The sequence below is a fragment of the Flagellimonas taeanensis genome, from assembly GCF_003584105.1.
Classification (GTDB): Bacteria; Bacteroidota; Bacteroidia; order Flavobacteriales; family Flavobacteriaceae; genus Flagellimonas; species Flagellimonas taeanensis.
The window spans coordinates 2,501-17,659 of record NZ_QXFO01000023.1 but is presented as its reverse complement, the minus strand read 5'-3'; the positions used below and the strand labels follow the sequence as shown (position 1 = coordinate 17,659).

Annotated in this window: 12 protein-coding genes, 2 tRNA genes and 2 rRNA genes (1 of these 16 running past the window's edge); 10 read left to right on the top strand and 6 right to left on the bottom strand. The window is 46.6% G+C overall.

Annotation, left to right across the window (positions count from 1 at the left end; all coding sequences use genetic code 11):
- Positions 1-134: 134 nt before the first annotated feature.
- The 5 genes from tgt to D2V93_RS11525 all read left to right on the top strand — a co-directional run bounded on the left by tgt (position 135) and on the right by D2V93_RS11525 (position 6,415).
- A complete protein-coding gene (tgt, locus tag D2V93_RS11545) occupies positions 135-1,265 on the top strand; it encodes a tRNA guanosine(34) transglycosylase Tgt (protein ID WP_119619667.1) in 1,131 nt (376 codons plus the stop codon).
- Complete coding sequence (locus D2V93_RS11540) at positions 1,265-2,347, top strand: LptF/LptG family permease (protein ID WP_119619666.1); 1,083 nt, start codon at positions 1,265-1,267, stop codon at positions 2,345-2,347. The genes tgt and D2V93_RS11540 overlap by 1 nt, the downstream gene beginning before the upstream one ends.
- A 111-nt stretch (positions 2,348-2,458) precedes the next feature.
- The gene (locus D2V93_RS11535) at positions 2,459-3,412 is read left to right on the top strand and encodes an acetyl-CoA carboxylase carboxyltransferase subunit alpha (protein WP_072879901.1); all 954 of its coding nucleotides are present in this window, start codon (positions 2,459-2,461) and stop codon (positions 3,410-3,412) included.
- Between the two features lie 167 nt (positions 3,413-3,579).
- The gene (dnaB, locus tag D2V93_RS11530; RefSeq protein ID WP_072879903.1) at positions 3,580-5,127 is read left to right on the top strand and encodes a replicative DNA helicase; all 1,548 of its coding nucleotides are present in this window, start codon (positions 3,580-3,582) and stop codon (positions 5,125-5,127) included.
- A complete protein-coding gene (locus D2V93_RS11525) occupies positions 5,111-6,415 on the top strand; it encodes a Clp protease/crotonase-like domain-containing protein (protein ID WP_119619665.1) in 1,305 nt (434 codons plus the stop codon). The genes dnaB and D2V93_RS11525 overlap by 17 nt, the downstream gene beginning before the upstream one ends.
- Here D2V93_RS11525 and D2V93_RS11520 read toward each other — a convergent pair.
- On the bottom strand, positions 6,412-7,299 hold the full coding sequence (locus tag D2V93_RS11520; protein WP_072879905.1) for a dienelactone hydrolase family protein: 888 nt from the start codon (positions 7,297-7,299) through the stop codon (positions 6,412-6,414). The genes D2V93_RS11525 and D2V93_RS11520 overlap by 4 nt on opposite strands.
- An 81-nt stretch (positions 7,300-7,380) precedes the next feature.
- Positions 7,381-8,172, bottom strand: coding sequence for an HAD family hydrolase (locus D2V93_RS11515; protein ID WP_072879907.1), 792 nt, complete (start codon positions 8,170-8,172; stop codon positions 7,381-7,383).
- A gap of 101 nt (positions 8,173-8,273) precedes the next feature.
- Here D2V93_RS11515 and D2V93_RS11510 point away from each other — a divergent pair, with 101 nt between their 5' ends.
- The gene (locus tag D2V93_RS11510; RefSeq protein WP_119619609.1) at positions 8,274-8,696 is read left to right on the top strand and encodes a secondary thiamine-phosphate synthase enzyme YjbQ; all 423 of its coding nucleotides are present in this window, start codon (positions 8,274-8,276) and stop codon (positions 8,694-8,696) included.
- 171 nt (positions 8,697-8,867) lie between these two features.
- Here D2V93_RS11510 and rplT read toward each other — a convergent pair whose 3' ends face one another.
- From rplT to thrS, 4 genes are all read right to left on the bottom strand, one after another.
- The gene (gene rplT, locus D2V93_RS11505) at positions 8,868-9,212 is read right to left on the bottom strand and encodes a 50S ribosomal protein L20 (RefSeq protein WP_072879911.1); all 345 of its coding nucleotides are present in this window, start codon (positions 9,210-9,212) and stop codon (positions 8,868-8,870) included.
- Positions 9,213-9,302: 90 nt separating this feature from the next.
- Complete coding sequence (rpmI, locus tag D2V93_RS11500; protein ID WP_072879913.1) at positions 9,303-9,500, bottom strand: 50S ribosomal protein L35; 198 nt, start codon at positions 9,498-9,500, stop codon at positions 9,303-9,305.
- A gap of 50 nt (positions 9,501-9,550) precedes the next feature.
- Positions 9,551-10,102 carry a translation initiation factor IF-3 gene (gene infC / locus D2V93_RS11495; protein ID WP_072879914.1) on the bottom strand — a complete coding sequence of 184 codons (552 nt, stop codon included), beginning with the start codon at positions 10,100-10,102 and terminating at the stop codon, positions 9,551-9,553.
- A gap of 37 nt (positions 10,103-10,139) precedes the next feature.
- Positions 10,140-12,080: a threonine--tRNA ligase gene (thrS, locus tag D2V93_RS11490; RefSeq protein ID WP_072879916.1), complete on the bottom strand. Its 1,941-nt coding sequence runs from the start codon at positions 12,078-12,080 to the stop codon at positions 10,140-10,142.
- A gap of 422 nt (positions 12,081-12,502) precedes the next feature.
- Here thrS and D2V93_RS11485 point away from each other — a divergent pair.
- From D2V93_RS11485 to D2V93_RS11470, 4 genes are all read left to right on the top strand, one after another.
- Positions 12,503-14,019, top strand: a 16S ribosomal RNA gene (locus D2V93_RS11485).
- Between the two features lie 111 nt (positions 14,020-14,130).
- A tRNA-Ile gene (locus D2V93_RS11480) sits at positions 14,131-14,204 on the top strand.
- Between the two features lie 145 nt (positions 14,205-14,349).
- Positions 14,350-14,426, top strand: a tRNA-Ala gene (locus tag D2V93_RS11475).
- 164 nt (positions 14,427-14,590) lie between these two features.
- Positions 14,591-15,159: ribosomal RNA gene (locus tag D2V93_RS11470) — 23S ribosomal RNA — on the top strand; it runs 2,248 nt beyond the window's last position.
- Together the 16S and 23S rRNA genes with 2 tRNA genes alongside form the textbook arrangement of a ribosomal RNA operon.

Sequence of the window (15,159 nt, the reverse complement as noted above, 5' to 3'; positions counted from 1 at the left end):
AATAACCGCATTCGTTGGGCTAAACAAGTGTAAAAGAATTATTTCACAAAAAGTGCCGCCCTGCAAACTTTATTTTTTTGTTAAGGGATTGCGGAAAGGAGTTGGCTATATTTGCGGTCTTAAAAGATTACCGTTTGAAGTTTACCTTACTACAGAAGGATAATAAGAGCAAGGCAAGGGCAGGGGAGATCACCACTGACCATGGAACCATACAGACCCCCATCTTTATGCCAGTAGGCACGGTGGCCTCGGTGAAGGGGGTGCACCAACGAGAACTACGGGACGATATTGACCCGGATATCATTTTGGGAAATACCTATCATTTATATCTGCGGCCAGGTACCGGGATCTTGGAAGAGGCCGGAGGTTTGCACAAGTTTATGGGATGGGACCGAAATATCCTGACCGACAGTGGGGGCTACCAAGTGTATTCCCTTTCTGGAAACAGGAAGATCAAGGAGGAAGGGGTCAAGTTCAAATCCCACATCGATGGCTCCAACCACTTCTTCACGCCAGAAAATGTCATGGAAATCCAACGCACCATAGGTGCGGACATCATCATGGCCTTTGACGAATGCACACCGTATCCATGTGACTACCAATATGCCAAGCGTTCCATGCACCTTACCCACAGATGGTTGGACCGTTGTATCTCGCACTTGGAAAAACTGCCGTTCAAGTATGGATATTCCCAAAGTTTTTTCCCCATAGTGCAAGGGTCCACCTATAAGGATTTAAGGAAACAATCCGCAGAATATATCGCTTCGGTGGGTGCTGAGGGAAATGCCATTGGTGGACTATCGGTGGGGGAACCTGCAGAGGAAATGTATGAAATGGCAGAATTGGTATGCGATATCCTACCAGAGGACAAACCGAGATACCTTATGGGTGTGGGAACGCCCATCAATATATTGGAGAACATAGCCCTTGGGGTTGATATGTTCGATTGTGTGATGCCCACCCGCAATGCGAGGAACGGGATGTTGTTCACGGCCCATGGCACCATCAATATCAAGAACAAGAAGTGGGAAAACGATTTTTCGCCCTTGGATGAAATGGGGATTACCTTTGTGGATACCGAATATTCCAAGGCCTACCTAAGACATTTGTTTGCTGCCAATGAGTATTTGGGCAAACAGATAGCGACCATTCACAACCTTGGGTTTTATCTGTGGTTGGTACGTACGGCAAGAGAACGTATTTTAGCAGGGGATTTCCAGGAGTGGAAAACCAAGATGGTACAACAAATGGACAAGAGACTGTAATGCTTACCATACTTGATAGGTACATATTAAAGCGCTATTTGATCACCTTTATGGGGATGCTCATGCTTTTTGTGCCCATCGGGATCATGGCCAACTTGGCGGAGAAGATCGGCAAGATCATAGACAACGAGGCCCCTTTGTCCGAGGTCATTGTCTTTTACGGTAATTTTACCTTGGTGATCGGAAACCTGTTGCTCCCCATTTTTCTTTTTCTGTCCATCATTTTCTTTACTTCAAAATTGGCCAGCAATACCGAGATCGTGGCCATTTTGAGTTCAGGAGTGTCCTATTGGCGTTTTTTGAGACCTTATTTTATAGGTGCTACCCTTGTAGCTATCCTGATCTTTATGATGGGGATGTTCATTGTGCCCCATGCCAGTATCGGTTTCAACGAATTTGAATACAAGTATTTCAAGAAGGGAAGGAACGACCGGGTCACGGAAAACATCTTCAACCAGTTGAACGAGAACGATTATATCTATGTGAGCAGTTTTGACCCTAACCGTAAAATAGGGTACAACTTCACCTATGAGCACTTTGATTCCATCCAACAGTTGGATTATAAGATTTCCGCCAGTAATATCCGTTGGGTGGATACCGACAGTGTCTACAGGCTTACCAATTATGTGAACCGAAAAGTGAGGAACGGGGTAGAACTCATCCAGACCAAGAGCAGGTTGGATACCATTTTTGCATTTGAGATAGACGACCTCACCCCGGTTTCCTATGTAGCGGAGACCAAAAACCTTTTTGAGCTCAATGATTTTATCGATGACCAGAGGAGAAAGGGAGCATCCAACATCAATGCCTACGTGCTGGTAAAATACAAGCGCTGGGCCCTGCCCATTGCGGCCTTCATCCTAACGGTGATCGCCGTTGCCGTTTCCTCCGTAAAAAGAAGGGGCGGCATGGGGCTTAACTTGGCCTTTGGCATAGGGGTGGCCTTTGTGTATATTTTCTTTGACAAGGTGTTTGGGACACTGGCCGAACAGTCCGGCTTTTCGCCACTTTTGGCGGTGCTCATCCCCAACCTTATTTTCGGGGCCTTTGCCGTTTATATGCTGATGAAAGCCAAACGATGATGGTCGAAATGGTCATCTGTCCGGCGTTAAAAGCATGGAACAATTGGCACGGGTAACCTATAAAGTTTTATATTTGTCCCCATTATTTTTTATTGAAAACAGCAACTTTCCATGGAATATCTAGAATTTGAACTTCCCATTAAGGAACTTGAAGACCAACTTCAAAAATGTATGGTAATAGGGGAAGAGAGTGAAGTAGATGTCACAGAGACCTGTTCGCAGATCGAGAAAAAACTGGAGGAGACCCGGAAGGACATATACAAGAACTTGACCGCATGGCAACGTGTCCAACTTTCAAGGCACCCCAACAGACCATATACCATGGACTACATCAAGGCCATTTGTGGGGACACTTTCTTGGAGCTGCACGGTGATAGAAACGTGAAGGACGACAAGGCCATGATAGGCGGTCTTGGTAAGATCGGGGACCAAAGCTACATGTTCATCGGCCAGCAAAAAGGATATAATACCAAGACGAGGCAATACCGAAACTTTGGTATGGCCAACCCAGAAGGCTATCGAAAGGCGCTTCGTTTGATGAAATCTGCAGAGAAGTTTGGCATTCCCGTAGTGTCCTTTATCGATACCCCCGGCGCATATCCTGGCATTGAGGCCGAAGAGCGTGGACAGGGGGAAGCCATTGCGAGGAATATTTTGGAAATGACACGCCTGAAAGTGCCGATCATCGTCATCATTATTGGTGAAGGAGCTTCCGGAGGTGCATTGGGCATTGGCGTGGGGGACAAGGTGCTCATGTTGGAGAACACATGGTACTCCGTGATTTCCCCAGAATCCTGCTCTTCCATTCTATGGAGAAGCTGGGAATATAAGGAACAAGCCGCCGAAGCACTGAAGCTGACTGCGGCCGACATGAAAAAGCAAAAACTGGTGGACGAAATCGTGAAGGAGCCCCTTGGCGGTGCACACGCCAATAGGGAAAAAACCTTTGAAACGGTCAAGAACAAAATTTCTTCCCATTACGAAGAACTCAAAAAGTTATCACCAAAAGACCTAGTGAAGACCCGCATGGAAAAATATGCTTCCATGGGCGTGTTCAGCGAATAATTCTTGTTTTTCAGAGGCTAACTTTTTTTATTAGGTTTTATCCTCGCTTTTTTTTATGTTATCAACAGGTATTCAAAGTTATCAACAACCGTATTGTTGAACACCTGTGAAAATCGTATTCATTCGAATTAAAGTTAACTAAAGGTTAATTAGCTACTTTCGCATTTATGGAAAAACCTAGCCCCATCATAGCACATAGAGTGGACAAATCAACCTTGATTAGTCTTGAAAGAGGGAAGATACCTCCACAATCAGTTGATTTAGAGGAAGTTGTTCTAGGCGCAATGATGATTGACAAGAAAGGGGTGGATGAGGTGATTGATATTCTGCATCCTGACGTTTTCTATAAGGATGCCCATAAGTACATTTATGAGGCCATCTTCAAGTTGTTTGAATCCTCGGAGCCAGTGGATTTATTAACCGTTTCCTCCCAACTAAAGAAAGAAGGCAGGTTGGAAGCCGTGGGTGGTGATTTTTATTTGATCAAACTCACTCAAAAAGTAGCTTCTTCAGCACATATAGAGTTCCACGCCAGGATCATCCTTCAAAAGTACATCCAAAGGAGCCTGATCAAGATTTCCAGTGAGATCATCGAGGAGGCCTATAGTGACTCCACCGACGTATTCGACCTTTTGGACAATGCGGAGGCCAAATTGTACGAGGTTACCCAAGGAAACTTGAAACGCTCTGCGGAAACGGCCCAGAACTTGGTGATCCAGGCCAAAAAGAAAATCGAGGAAATCTCAAACAAAGAAGGGCTGAGTGGAATTCCTTCGGGATTTGATAAATTGGACAAACTGACCTCTGGTTGGCAGCCCAGTGATTTGATCATCGTGGCAGCACGGCCAGGTATGGGTAAAACGGCCCTGACCTTGTCCATGGCCCGTAACATTGCCGTTAATTCAGGGAATGCGGTCGCTTTTTTCTCCTTGGAGATGTCATCTGTACAGTTGATCACACGTTTGATATCTTCCGAGACCGGACTTTCTTCCGAGAAATTGAGGACAGGAAAGTTGGAAAAACACGAATGGGAGCAATTGAACGTCAAGGTAAAGGCTTTGGAAAAAGCACCTTTGTTCATTGATGATACCCCATCGCTTTCCATTTTTGACCTTAGGGCGAAGGCCAGGCGATTGGCCTCCCAACACAAGATCAAGCTCATTATCATCGACTACTTGCAGTTGATGACGGCCGGGGGCAGCCAAAAAGGAGGGAACCGCGAGCAGGAGATTTCCACCATTTCCCGAAACCTGAAGGCATTGGCAAAGGAATTGGATGTTCCGGTCATCGCACTTTCCCAGCTTTCCAGGGCGGTGGAAACCCGAGGGGGGAGCAAGAGGCCCATTCTTTCGGATTTGAGGGAATCCGGGGCCATTGAGCAGGATGCCGATATCGTATCGTTCATCTACAGGCCCGAATATTACAAAATTGACGAATGGGACGATGAGGAGCGTACCCCGACCCAAGGTCAGGCTGAGTTCATTGTGGCCAAGCACCGTAATGGTGGATTGGATAATATTAGGTTAAAATTTGTGGGTGCTCTGGGTAAATTTGATAACTTGGATGACTTTGACTCTCCGTTCGAATTCCAATCGAAGATGAACGCGGATGAGGAAAATCCCTTTGCAACGCCAAAATTCCCCAGTGCGGACGAAGCTTTTGGCAGCGCAATGAACAGTGACGATGACCCAGATGACAATGACGTACCGTTTTAAAAAAACTACTTTTCTGTCACCTCGAGCGCAGTCGAGAGGTCTTCTTTTTCTTATTCTCTTATTTTCAGTACAGTCTTTCGCTTCAGTCATCCTTATTCCTATGGATGCCGAAGGCCAGGAAAACCATTTGAAGGCCTATGGAATCACCTATTGGGTACTTTCCAAACAACAAAAGGTACAATGGTTACTGAACTACCGTGGCGGCTCTTTCTTATTGCCCGATGGGGATGCCATCCGAAAGGAATGCCAGATCCGCGGGGTTTCTTTTGAAGTGCTTACCGATGGACAGGCCGAACAGATCTTGGACGAGATCAGTAGCCCATCCCAGAACCAAGATGCCGTTGTTCTGGAAAAAGCGCCCAAGATTGCAGTGTATTCCCCTAAAGAAAACCAACCGTGGGACGATGCGGTGACCATGGTGCTCACCTACGCCGAGATTCCCTATGTGACCATTTATGACGAAGAGGTGCTTAGCGATAAATTGGCACTATACGATTGGTTGCACCTGCACCATGAAGATTTTACCGGGCAATATGGTAGGTTCTATGGGGCCTACAGGTCGGTTCCATGGTATATTGAAGCCAAGGAACAGGCCGAGGAATTGGCCCGTGAATTGGGTTATGACAAGGTTTCCGATGAGAAATTGGCCGTGGCCCTCAAAATACGGAACTATGTGATCGGTGGTGGGTTCATGTTTGCCATGTGCTCGGCAACGGACAGTTTTGATATCGCCTTGGCAGCGGAAAATGTGGATATCTGTGAGCCCATGTTCGATGGTGACCCATCGGACGCCAACTATCAGTCGAAACTGGATTATGGCAATACCTTTGCCTTTACCAATTTTATCTTGGAGCGGAATCCCTTGAAGTACGAGTTTTCATCCATCGACATGACCGTCAAACGGGGAAATGTGCCCAAAGAGTCTGATTATTTTTCTTTGATGGAGTTTTCGGCCAAGTGGGATCCCGTGCCCACCATGCTGACACAGAACCACACCAGTTTGGTAAAAGGCTTTATGGGACAGACCACGGCTTTCGCGAGAAACGAGATAAAGCCTACCGTGATGGTCCTGGGCGAGAACAAGATTAATGGGGAGGCCCGGTATATCCATGGTATCAAGGGTAAGGGTTTCTTTACTTTTTATGGAGGCCATGACCCGGAAGATTACCAACATAGGGTAGGGGACCCCAAAACAGAACTGGAACTACATCCCACTTCACCGGGGTACCGTTTGATCTTGAACAATGTCCTTTTTCCTGCCGCCCGAAAGAAAAAACAGAAGACCTAGACCAATTTTTCCTTGAAGAAGGCAATGGTCCGCTCCCAAGCCAAATCTGCGGCAGCTTGGTCAAAACGTGGTGTCGTATTGTTGTGGAATCCGTGGTTCACCTCTGGATAAAAATGGGTTTCATAGTCCTTTCCGAGTTCTTTCAATTTTGTCTCATACGCTTCCCATCCAGCATTCACTCTTTCATCCAATCCCGCGTAATGGATCAATAAAGGAGCGTTGATCTGGGCCACTTCATCATCAGCGGGTTGACCTCCATAAAATGGAACGGCAGCTGCAAGGTCTGGAACTTTTACCGCCATCATATTGGAAATCCATCCACCAAAACAGAAACCGACCACGCCTACTTTTCCATTGCAATCCTTGTGGTTTTTGAGATAATCGAAGGCAGCAATGAAATCTTCCAACATTTCATCTCGGTCCCGCTGGCGTTGCAGTGCCCTCCCATCGTCATCATTGCCGGGATATCCGCCAAGAGGGGTCAAGGCATCTGGTGCCAAGGAAATGAACCCTGCCAAAGCGGCCCTTCGCCCCACATCCTCTATGTAGGGATTGAGCCCACGGTTTTCGTGTACTACCACAATACCACCCAGTTTACCAGTGGCATCTTTGGGTTTGGACAGCAATCCACGGATATCGCCGCCACCTTTTGGTGAATTGTAAGTGATAAATTCGGAATCGAGTCTTGGGTCATTGGGTTGGACCAATAGGGTATCCACATAGTTGGGCATCATAAAGCTCAACAGGGAAGCCATGGTGATGCCCCCTACGGCATACACGGAGAGTTTTTCCATAAATTCCCTCCGGTCCAACTTGTTGTGGGCATAATCATCGTATAGGTCAAAGACCTCTTGTTTGATATCTTCTTTTTTTAAGGGAGCCATATTGTTGCTTTTGGTTGAATGCCCTTGAAGATACAAATTTTAACAAAGCAACTTATTGTAAGTTAGGTAAATAGAATATTTTTATAGCAGTTTTTCCAAGACCCGTTCCACTCCAAACTCGTTATTGCTCACGGTTTCGTATTTGGCCACCTTTTTGACATTGGGATGGGCATTGGCCATGGCAAAGCTATAATTGGAGAGTTGCATCATTTCCAAGTCATTGTTGTAATCCCCGAAGACCATGACCTGATTCGCCGCAATTTGGTGCTGATCCATGACCTTTTGCAGTGCATAGCCTTTGTGTGCATTCTTGTGCGAAACATCCACCCAATTGGCCCCGGACACCTTGACCTTTAGATTGTCTTCCAATTGTTTCACGGAGGGATAGATGTATTTTTCGGAATCCTCAAAATGATAAATGGCTATTTTGAGCACTTCGGCTTCCACTTCAGTCTGGTCCTTGACTATGTCAAACTCGGAATAATATTCTCGTAGCATGGTCAAAAAAGCGTCGGATGCATCGTTGGCATAGGCATTGTACTGTCCACACAGTACCGGGTGTACATCTTTGAGCGGCCGTACAATGTCCAGGATACGACCCACTTCCTCCTTGTTGATGGGGGTGGTCAAAAGGACTTTGTCCTGCTGTTTGATGAGGGCGCCATTTTCAGCAATCACGATGATATCGTTTTTGATGGATTCCAATTTATCCACCATGCTATTGTACTGCCTGCCACTGGCGGCCACGAAAATGATGTCCTTTTTCTTGAGTTCTTCAAAAATTTCAAAAAATCTAGGGCTTACTTCATGTTTGGAGTTCAACAAGGTACCATCCATGTCGGTCACCACCATTTTGATCTGGGATAAATCCATTTTCAAGAAATTAAGTTGCAAAGGTATTCCTTATTCAGGGAACGGCAGGACCACTTTTGGTAAACTTTATATTAATTTCGTCGGGAAAGAATTGTTTGTCCATGTACTTTTACCAGAAAGAAATACAATTACGCTCCTTCGCCCGTGGGTTTCATTTGATCACGGATACCGTTTTGGATGCCCTTCCTGAAATCAACAGAATAGAAATAGGAATGTTGCAGGTGTTCATCAAGCACACATCAGCCAGTTTGACCATCAATGAGAATGCCGATCCCACGGTGCGTACCGATTTTGAGAGCCATATCAGCAAGATGGTACCCGAGAATGCGCCTTACTACGTGCACAATTATGAGGGGCCGGACGATATGCCTGCACACATCAAGGCATCATTGATGGGGGCTTCGGTGCAGATACCCATTTCGAAGGGCAGATTGAACGTGGGCATATGGCAGGGCATCTATCTCTGCGAACATAGGAACTATGCTTCTGGAAGGAAGTTGGTGATTACTGCTTTTGGACAATAACAATTGAACAATTTACAATAGACAATGAAGTTGTCAGTTCGAGCGTGGTCGAGAATGATTTTCTGGTTGAAATTAATTTATCCAGTTTTTTTTGCAAAGAAAGTGGTATAAAAATAAAAGATCCCACACAAGGCGGGATCTCAATAAGCGGGGTAAGTTTATATTAAATCTTTACTTTACTCTTTCAACGATGGCCTTGAAGGCATCGGGATGGTTCATGGCCAAATCCGCAAGAACTTTTCTGTTGAGTTCTATTCCGTTGGATTTTACTTTCCCCATAAATTGAGAGTAAGACATTCCGTGTAATCTGGCACCTGCATTGATACGGGTGATCCATAGGGAACGGAAGTTGCGCTTTTTGGTCTTTCTGTCGCGGTAAGCATAAAGCATTGCTTTTTCAACCGCATTTTTGGCTACTGTCCAAACGTTTTTACGTCTTCCGAAGTAACCTTTGGCCTGCTTCATCACTTTTTTTCTTCTAGCTCGTGAAGCAACTGAATTTACTGATCTTGGCATAATGTTTCATTTTTTTGTAGTAGGCGCCCCAAAAACGGGAACTTTGTTGGCCTAACTCCAGGGTTAATAAATAATGTACCGATTGAACAATTATTTTAAACGCAATTGTTCCAATACGCTGTTCTCATCCGATGGGTGAACCAATGTGGAATGGGTCAGCTTTAGCTTACGCTTCTTCGATTTTTTTGTCAGGATGTGACTCTTGAAAGCGTGCTTTCTCTTGATTTTACCAGAACCTGTCAGCTTGAAACGCTTCTTGGCACTGGATTTTGTTTTCATCTTAGGCATTTTCCTAGTTTTTAACTCCGCTTATTGTTGCTGAACAGTGTTCAGTTTTTTTATTTTTTCGATGTCTTTGGGGCGAGGAACATGGTCATCCGTTTACCCTCCAATTTTGGCATCTGTTCCACTTTTCCAAATTCTTCCAGCTCTTGTGCCAATTTTAACAGCAATATTTCACCTTGGTCCTTATAGACAATGGAACGGCCCTTAAAAAAGACATAGGCTTTTAGTTTGGCACCATCCTTTAGGAATTTTTCGGCATGTCGCTTCTTGAATTCATAATCATGGTCATCCGTTTGCGGACCAAACCGTATTTCCTTGATGACAACCTTGGTTGCCTTCGCCTTTAATACTTTGTCCCGTTTCTTTTGTTCATAGAGAAACTTTTTGTAATCTATGATCTTGCAGACGGGCGGATTGGCATTTGGTGAAATCTCCACCAGATCCAGTTCCAGTTCACTGGCCTTTTCCCTTGCTTTGGAAATTGGATACACTCCAATTTCCACATTGTCTCCAACAAGCCTCACTTCTGGAGCGGTAATCTTTTCATTGATATTGTGAGGGTTCTTGTTTTCCCTCCTGGGTTGGGGCTTAAATCTTCTTCGTATTGCTATGACGTATACTTTTTAGTTAAACTTAAATTTTTTAGAACGACTTTAAGGTACTATTTATTTCAGTAGTTACCAAGTCGGAAAATGCATCTATGCTCAAACTGCCCAAATCCTCGCCGCCGTGCCTTCTTACTGAAAGCGTTCCGGATGCTTCCTCCTGTTCACCTACGATGAGCATGAAGGGGATTTTCTTGAGTTCGGTCTCACGGATTTTTTTCCCTACGGTCTCGTTCCTCTTATCAATGAGCGCGCGAATTTCGTGATTTTCCAATGAATTCAAAACTTTTTCGGCATATTTTTCGTGTTTCTCACTGACGGGCAGTATAATAGCCTGTATGGGGATCAACCACAACGGAAAGTTCCCTCCAGTATGTTCCAACAGTAGGGCCACGAAACGTTCCATACTACCAAAGGGTGCCCGGTGGATCATCACGGGACGGTGGAGTTCATTGTCGCTACCTTTATAGGTAAGATCAAATCGTTTGGGCAGGTTGTAATCCACTTGAATAGTGCCCAGCTGCCAATTCCTGCCGAGAGCATCCTTTACCATAAAGTCCAACTTTGGACCGTAAAAAGCGGCTTCCCCACTTTCCACTACATAGTTCAGTCCTTTTTCCTCGGCAGCATTGATGATGGCCTGTTCCGCTTTTTCCCAATCATCTGTATTGCCTATATATTTCTCTGGATTGTTCAGGTCGCGGACAGATACTTGTGCTGTAAAATTATTGAAACCCAAAGAATTCAATACATATAAGGTAAGGTCGATCACATTTTTGAACTCATCGTTCAGCTGTTCTGTAGTGCAGAATATGTGGGCATCATCTTGGGTGAAACCTCTAACTCGTGTGAGCCCATGTAACTCCCCACTCTGTTCGTACCTATATACAGTGCCAAATTCTGCATAGCGCTTGGGCAGGTCCTTATAACTGAAGGGGCTGCTGTTGTATATCTCGCAGTGGTGTGGGCAGTTCATTGGTTTCAGTAGGAACTCTTCGTCCTCTTTGGGAGTGCGAATGGGCTGGAAGCTATCCTCGCCATATTTGGCATAATGACCGGAAGTGACATAAAGTTCCTTTTGGCCAATATGTGGGGTCACCACCATTTCGTAGCCCGCTTTCTTTTGGGCCTTCTTTAAAAACTGCTCCAGACGCTCCCTTAGGGCAGCGCCCTTGGGTAACCATAAAGGAAGACCTTGTCCCACTTTCTGGGAAAAAGTGAACAGTTCCAGCTCCTTGCCCAACTTTCGATGGTCCCTTTTCTTGGCCTCTTCCAAAAGTTCCAGATATTCGGTAAGGTCCTTTTGTTTAGGGAAGGAAATTCCATAAACACGGGTCAACTGTTTGTTGTTCTCGTTCCCTCTCCAATAGGCACCCGCAACGCTGAGAATTTTGATAGCTTTTATGATTCCCGTATTGGGAATGTGTCCCCCGCGGCATAGATCGGTAAAGGTGCTATGGTCGCAGAAGGTGATAGTGCCGTCCTCAAGGTTTTCGATAAGCTCTATCTTGTACTCATTGCCTTGGTCCTTATAATATTGTAGTGCATCCGCTTTGGATACACTTCGCATGTTATAGTCATGTTTGCCTCGGGCAATTTCAAGGGCCTTTTGTTCTATCTTTTGAAAATCCTTTTCCGATAGGGCATGCTCCCCAAAATCAACATCATAATAGAATCCATTTTCAATGGCCGGTCCGATGGTCAGTTTGATACCCGGGTACAATTCTTCCAAGGCCTGTGCCACTACGTGTGATGTAGAGTGCCAAAAAGCTTTTTTGCCTTCAGTGTCGTTCCATGTATATAAAGTAAGCGTGCCATCCTCGGTGAGTGGGGTCACAGTTTCCACAACAGTATTGTTGAATTGGGCCGAAATGACATTCCGGGCCAGTCCCTCGCTGATGCTTTTTGCAATATCAATGGGTGTAGTTCCTTCGGGAACTTTCTTAACCGCGCCATCAGGCAATGTAATCTTGATCATCTACGCTCCTTGTTTTTGGATGGTGGCAAAGATACCAACTAGATATGATGCTTACAATAGGTATGTATCCCATTTGCTAAGTTGTATGCTATCAATGGATTAGGGTTATGGCTTGTTTTTGTTTGATGGAAATTTTGGAGAAATCAAAAAAAATTGTACTTTAATAGGCTGCAAATCAATCACATGTGTTTTTTTTAAAAAAAATATCGAAATTGTTTTGTGGTATCATTTAAACCTCTCTATATTTGCACCCGCTTAGCTGATAAGGCAGGGCGCTCCGGGAAGGCCGAGAGGTGTAGACCGGGGGAGGAAAAAGAAGTTCATATACATATTGCAAAAGACAGCGTAAAGAGAATTAAAGCCATTTTGATGTCAAGGACCGGATTTGTTTTGAGGATGTCTCGATAGATATTTAACGATAGACAATGAAGAGTTTGATCCTGGCTCAGGATGAACGCTAGCGGCAGGCCTAACACATGCAAGTCGAGGGGTAGGGGGTGCTTGCACCCCTGAGACCGGCGCACGGGTGCGGAACGCGTATGGAACCTGCCCCTGTCAGGGGAATAGCCCAGGGAAACTTGGATTAATGCCCCATGGTATCATTACATCGCATGATGTTGTGATTAAAGATTTATCGGACAGGGATGGCCATGCGTACCATTAGCTTGATGGTGGGGTAACGGCCCACCATGGCAACGATGGTTAGGGGCCCTGAGAGGGGGATCCCCCACACTGGTACTGAGACACGGACCAGACTCCTACGGGAGGCAGCAGTGAGGAATATTGGACAATGGTCGGAAGACTGATCCAGCCATGCCGCGTGCAGGATGACGGCCCTATGGGTTGTAAACTGCTTTTATACGGGAAGAAACCCACCTACGTGTAGGTGGCTGACGGTACCGTAAGAATAAGGACCGGCTAACTCCGTGCCAGCAGCCGCGGTAATACGGAGGGTCCGAGCGTTATCCGGAATCATTGGGTTTAAAGGGTCCGTAGGCGGGCCTGTAAGTCAGGGGTGAAAGTTTGTGGCTCAACCATAAAATTGCCTTTGATACTGCAGGTCTTGAGTCATGGTGGGGTTGCCGGAACATGTGGTGTAGCGGTGAAATGCATAGATATCACATAGAACACCGATCGCGAAGGCAGGTGACCAACCATGTACTGACGCTGATGGACGAAAGCGTGGGTAGCGAACGGGATTAGATACCCCGGTAGTCCACGCCGTAAACGATGGATACTAGCTGTGGGGACATTGTCTCCGTGGCCAAGCGAAAGTGATAAGTATCCCACCTGGGGAGTACGACCGCAAGGTTGAAACTCAAAGGAATTGACGGGGGCCCGCACAAGCGGTGGAGCATGTGGTTTAATTCGATGATACGCGAGGAACCTTACCAGGGCTTAAATGCAGGCTGCATGGGGTGGAGACATCCCTTTCTTCGGACCGCCTGCAAGGTGCTGCATGGTTGTCGTCAGCTCGTGCCGTGAGGTGTCAGGTTAAGTCCTATAACGAGCGCAACCCCTACCGTTAGTTGCCAGCGAGTCAAGTCGGGGACTCTAACGGGACTGCCGGTGCAAACCGTGAGGAAGGTGGGGACGACGTCAAATCATCACGGCCCTTACGTCCTGGGCCACACACGTGCTACAATGGCCGGTACAGAGGGAAGCCACCCCGCAAGGGGGCGCGGATCTATAAAACCGGTCACAGTTCGGATCGGGGTCTGCAACTCGACCCCGTGAAGCTGGAATCGCTAGTAATCGGATATCAGCCATGATCCGGTGAATACGTTCCCGGGCCTTGTACACACCGCCCGTCAAGCCATGGAAGCCGGGAGTGCCTGAAGTCCGTCACCGCAAGGAGCGGCCTAGGGCAAAATCGGTAACTAGGGCTAAGTCGTAACAAGGTAGCCGTACCGGAAGGTGCGGCTGGAACACCTCCTTTCTAGAGAAGATGACGCCCGGAATTTTTTCCGGTCCCGCATCGGGATGGTTTTTTCCCTTTTGCTGTCTTGCGATATGTTTTTTGGTATACTGCCCATTTTTGGGCCGATGCAGTCTCATAGCTCAGCTGGTTAGAGCGCTACACTGATAATGTAGAGGTCGGCAGTTCGAGTCTGCCTGAGACTACGGAAGCGGCAGTGCCGCAGGTTTTTGGCCTTTGGGGCCAGGGTCTATAAAAGTTCTTTAAAAGAAGTATTGAATAGGAAATTCTAGGTGTTGGGTTACCGTTATAGTACTGTTAACTGATAACTGTTAACTGACCACTGGTAATGGGGAATTAGCTCAGCTGGCTAGAGCGCCTGCCTTGCACGCAGGAGGTCAAGGGTTCGACTCCCTTATTCTCCACCACGGCAAGTGCCGTCCACCGATCGGTGGCGGTGTGCCAGAAAGTTCATTGACATATTGGGACGGAGCGTGATGGTTTTACCATCATGGCGAAGTCAAAAGAAGAAACACGAAGTAGAATAGAATATATAAGGATTACGAGAGGGCATCTGTGCTTAGGCACAGGTGCGACAAGCAAAAGAAGGGCGTATGGGGGATGCCTGGGCTCTCAGAGGCGACGAAGGACGCGATAAGCTGCGAAAATCCACGGGGAGCTGCACATGAGCATTGATCCGTGGGTGTCCGAATGGGGCAACCCGGCAGGTTGAAGGCCTGTCACACCGCAAGGTGGGCGAACCCGCTGAACTGAAACATCTAAGTAGGCGGAGGAAGAGAAAACAAAAGTGATTCCGAGAGTAGTGGCGAGCGAAATCGGATTAGTCCAAACCAATGTTGTTTCGGCAATGTTGGGGTTGTAGGACCACGGGATTCTTTGCGTGACGAACCGGAAGCAGTTGGAAAGCTGCACGATAGGGGTGACAGTCCCGTACGGGCAAGGAGCGTTAAAGATAGTGGTATCCTGAGTAGCGCGGGGCACGTGAAACCCTGTGTGAATCCGGCGGGACCATCCGCCAAGACTAAATACTCCTGAGAGACCGATAGTGTACCAGTACCGTGAGGGAAAGGTGAAAAGAACCCTGAACAAGGGAGTGAAAAAGACCCTGAAACCATACGCCTACAAGCGGTCGGAGCCCCT

Excerpts from the sequence above, each read along its gene's own strand:
- thrS (WP_072879916.1), bottom strand. The coding sequence starts at position 12,080 with ATGATCAAGATTACATTGCCTGATGGCGCGGTTAAGAAAGTTCCCGAA.
- dnaB (WP_072879903.1), top strand. The coding sequence starts at position 3,580 with ATGGAAAAACCTAGCCCCATCATAGCACATAGAGTGGACAAATCAACC.
- D2V93_RS11535 (WP_072879901.1), top strand. The coding sequence starts at position 2,459 with ATGGAATATCTAGAATTTGAACTTCCCATTAAGGAACTTGAAGACCAA.
- D2V93_RS11540 (WP_119619666.1), top strand. The coding sequence starts at position 1,265 with ATGCTTACCATACTTGATAGGTACATATTAAAGCGCTATTTGATCACC.
- rplT (WP_072879911.1), bottom strand. The coding sequence starts at position 9,212 with ATGCCAAGATCAGTAAATTCAGTTGCTTCACGAGCTAGAAGAAAAAAA.
- D2V93_RS11515 (WP_072879907.1), bottom strand. The coding sequence starts at position 8,172 with ATGGATTTATCCCAGATCAAAATGGTGGTGACCGACATGGATGGTACC.
- D2V93_RS11510 (WP_119619609.1), top strand. The coding sequence starts at position 8,274 with ATGTACTTTTACCAGAAAGAAATACAATTACGCTCCTTCGCCCGTGGG.
- D2V93_RS11525 (WP_119619665.1), top strand. The coding sequence starts at position 5,111 with ATGACGTACCGTTTTAAAAAAACTACTTTTCTGTCACCTCGAGCGCAG.
- D2V93_RS11520 (WP_072879905.1), bottom strand. The coding sequence starts at position 7,299 with ATGGCTCCCTTAAAAAAAGAAGATATCAAACAAGAGGTCTTTGACCTA.
- rpmI (WP_072879913.1), bottom strand. The coding sequence starts at position 9,500 with ATGCCTAAGATGAAAACAAAATCCAGTGCCAAGAAGCGTTTCAAGCTG.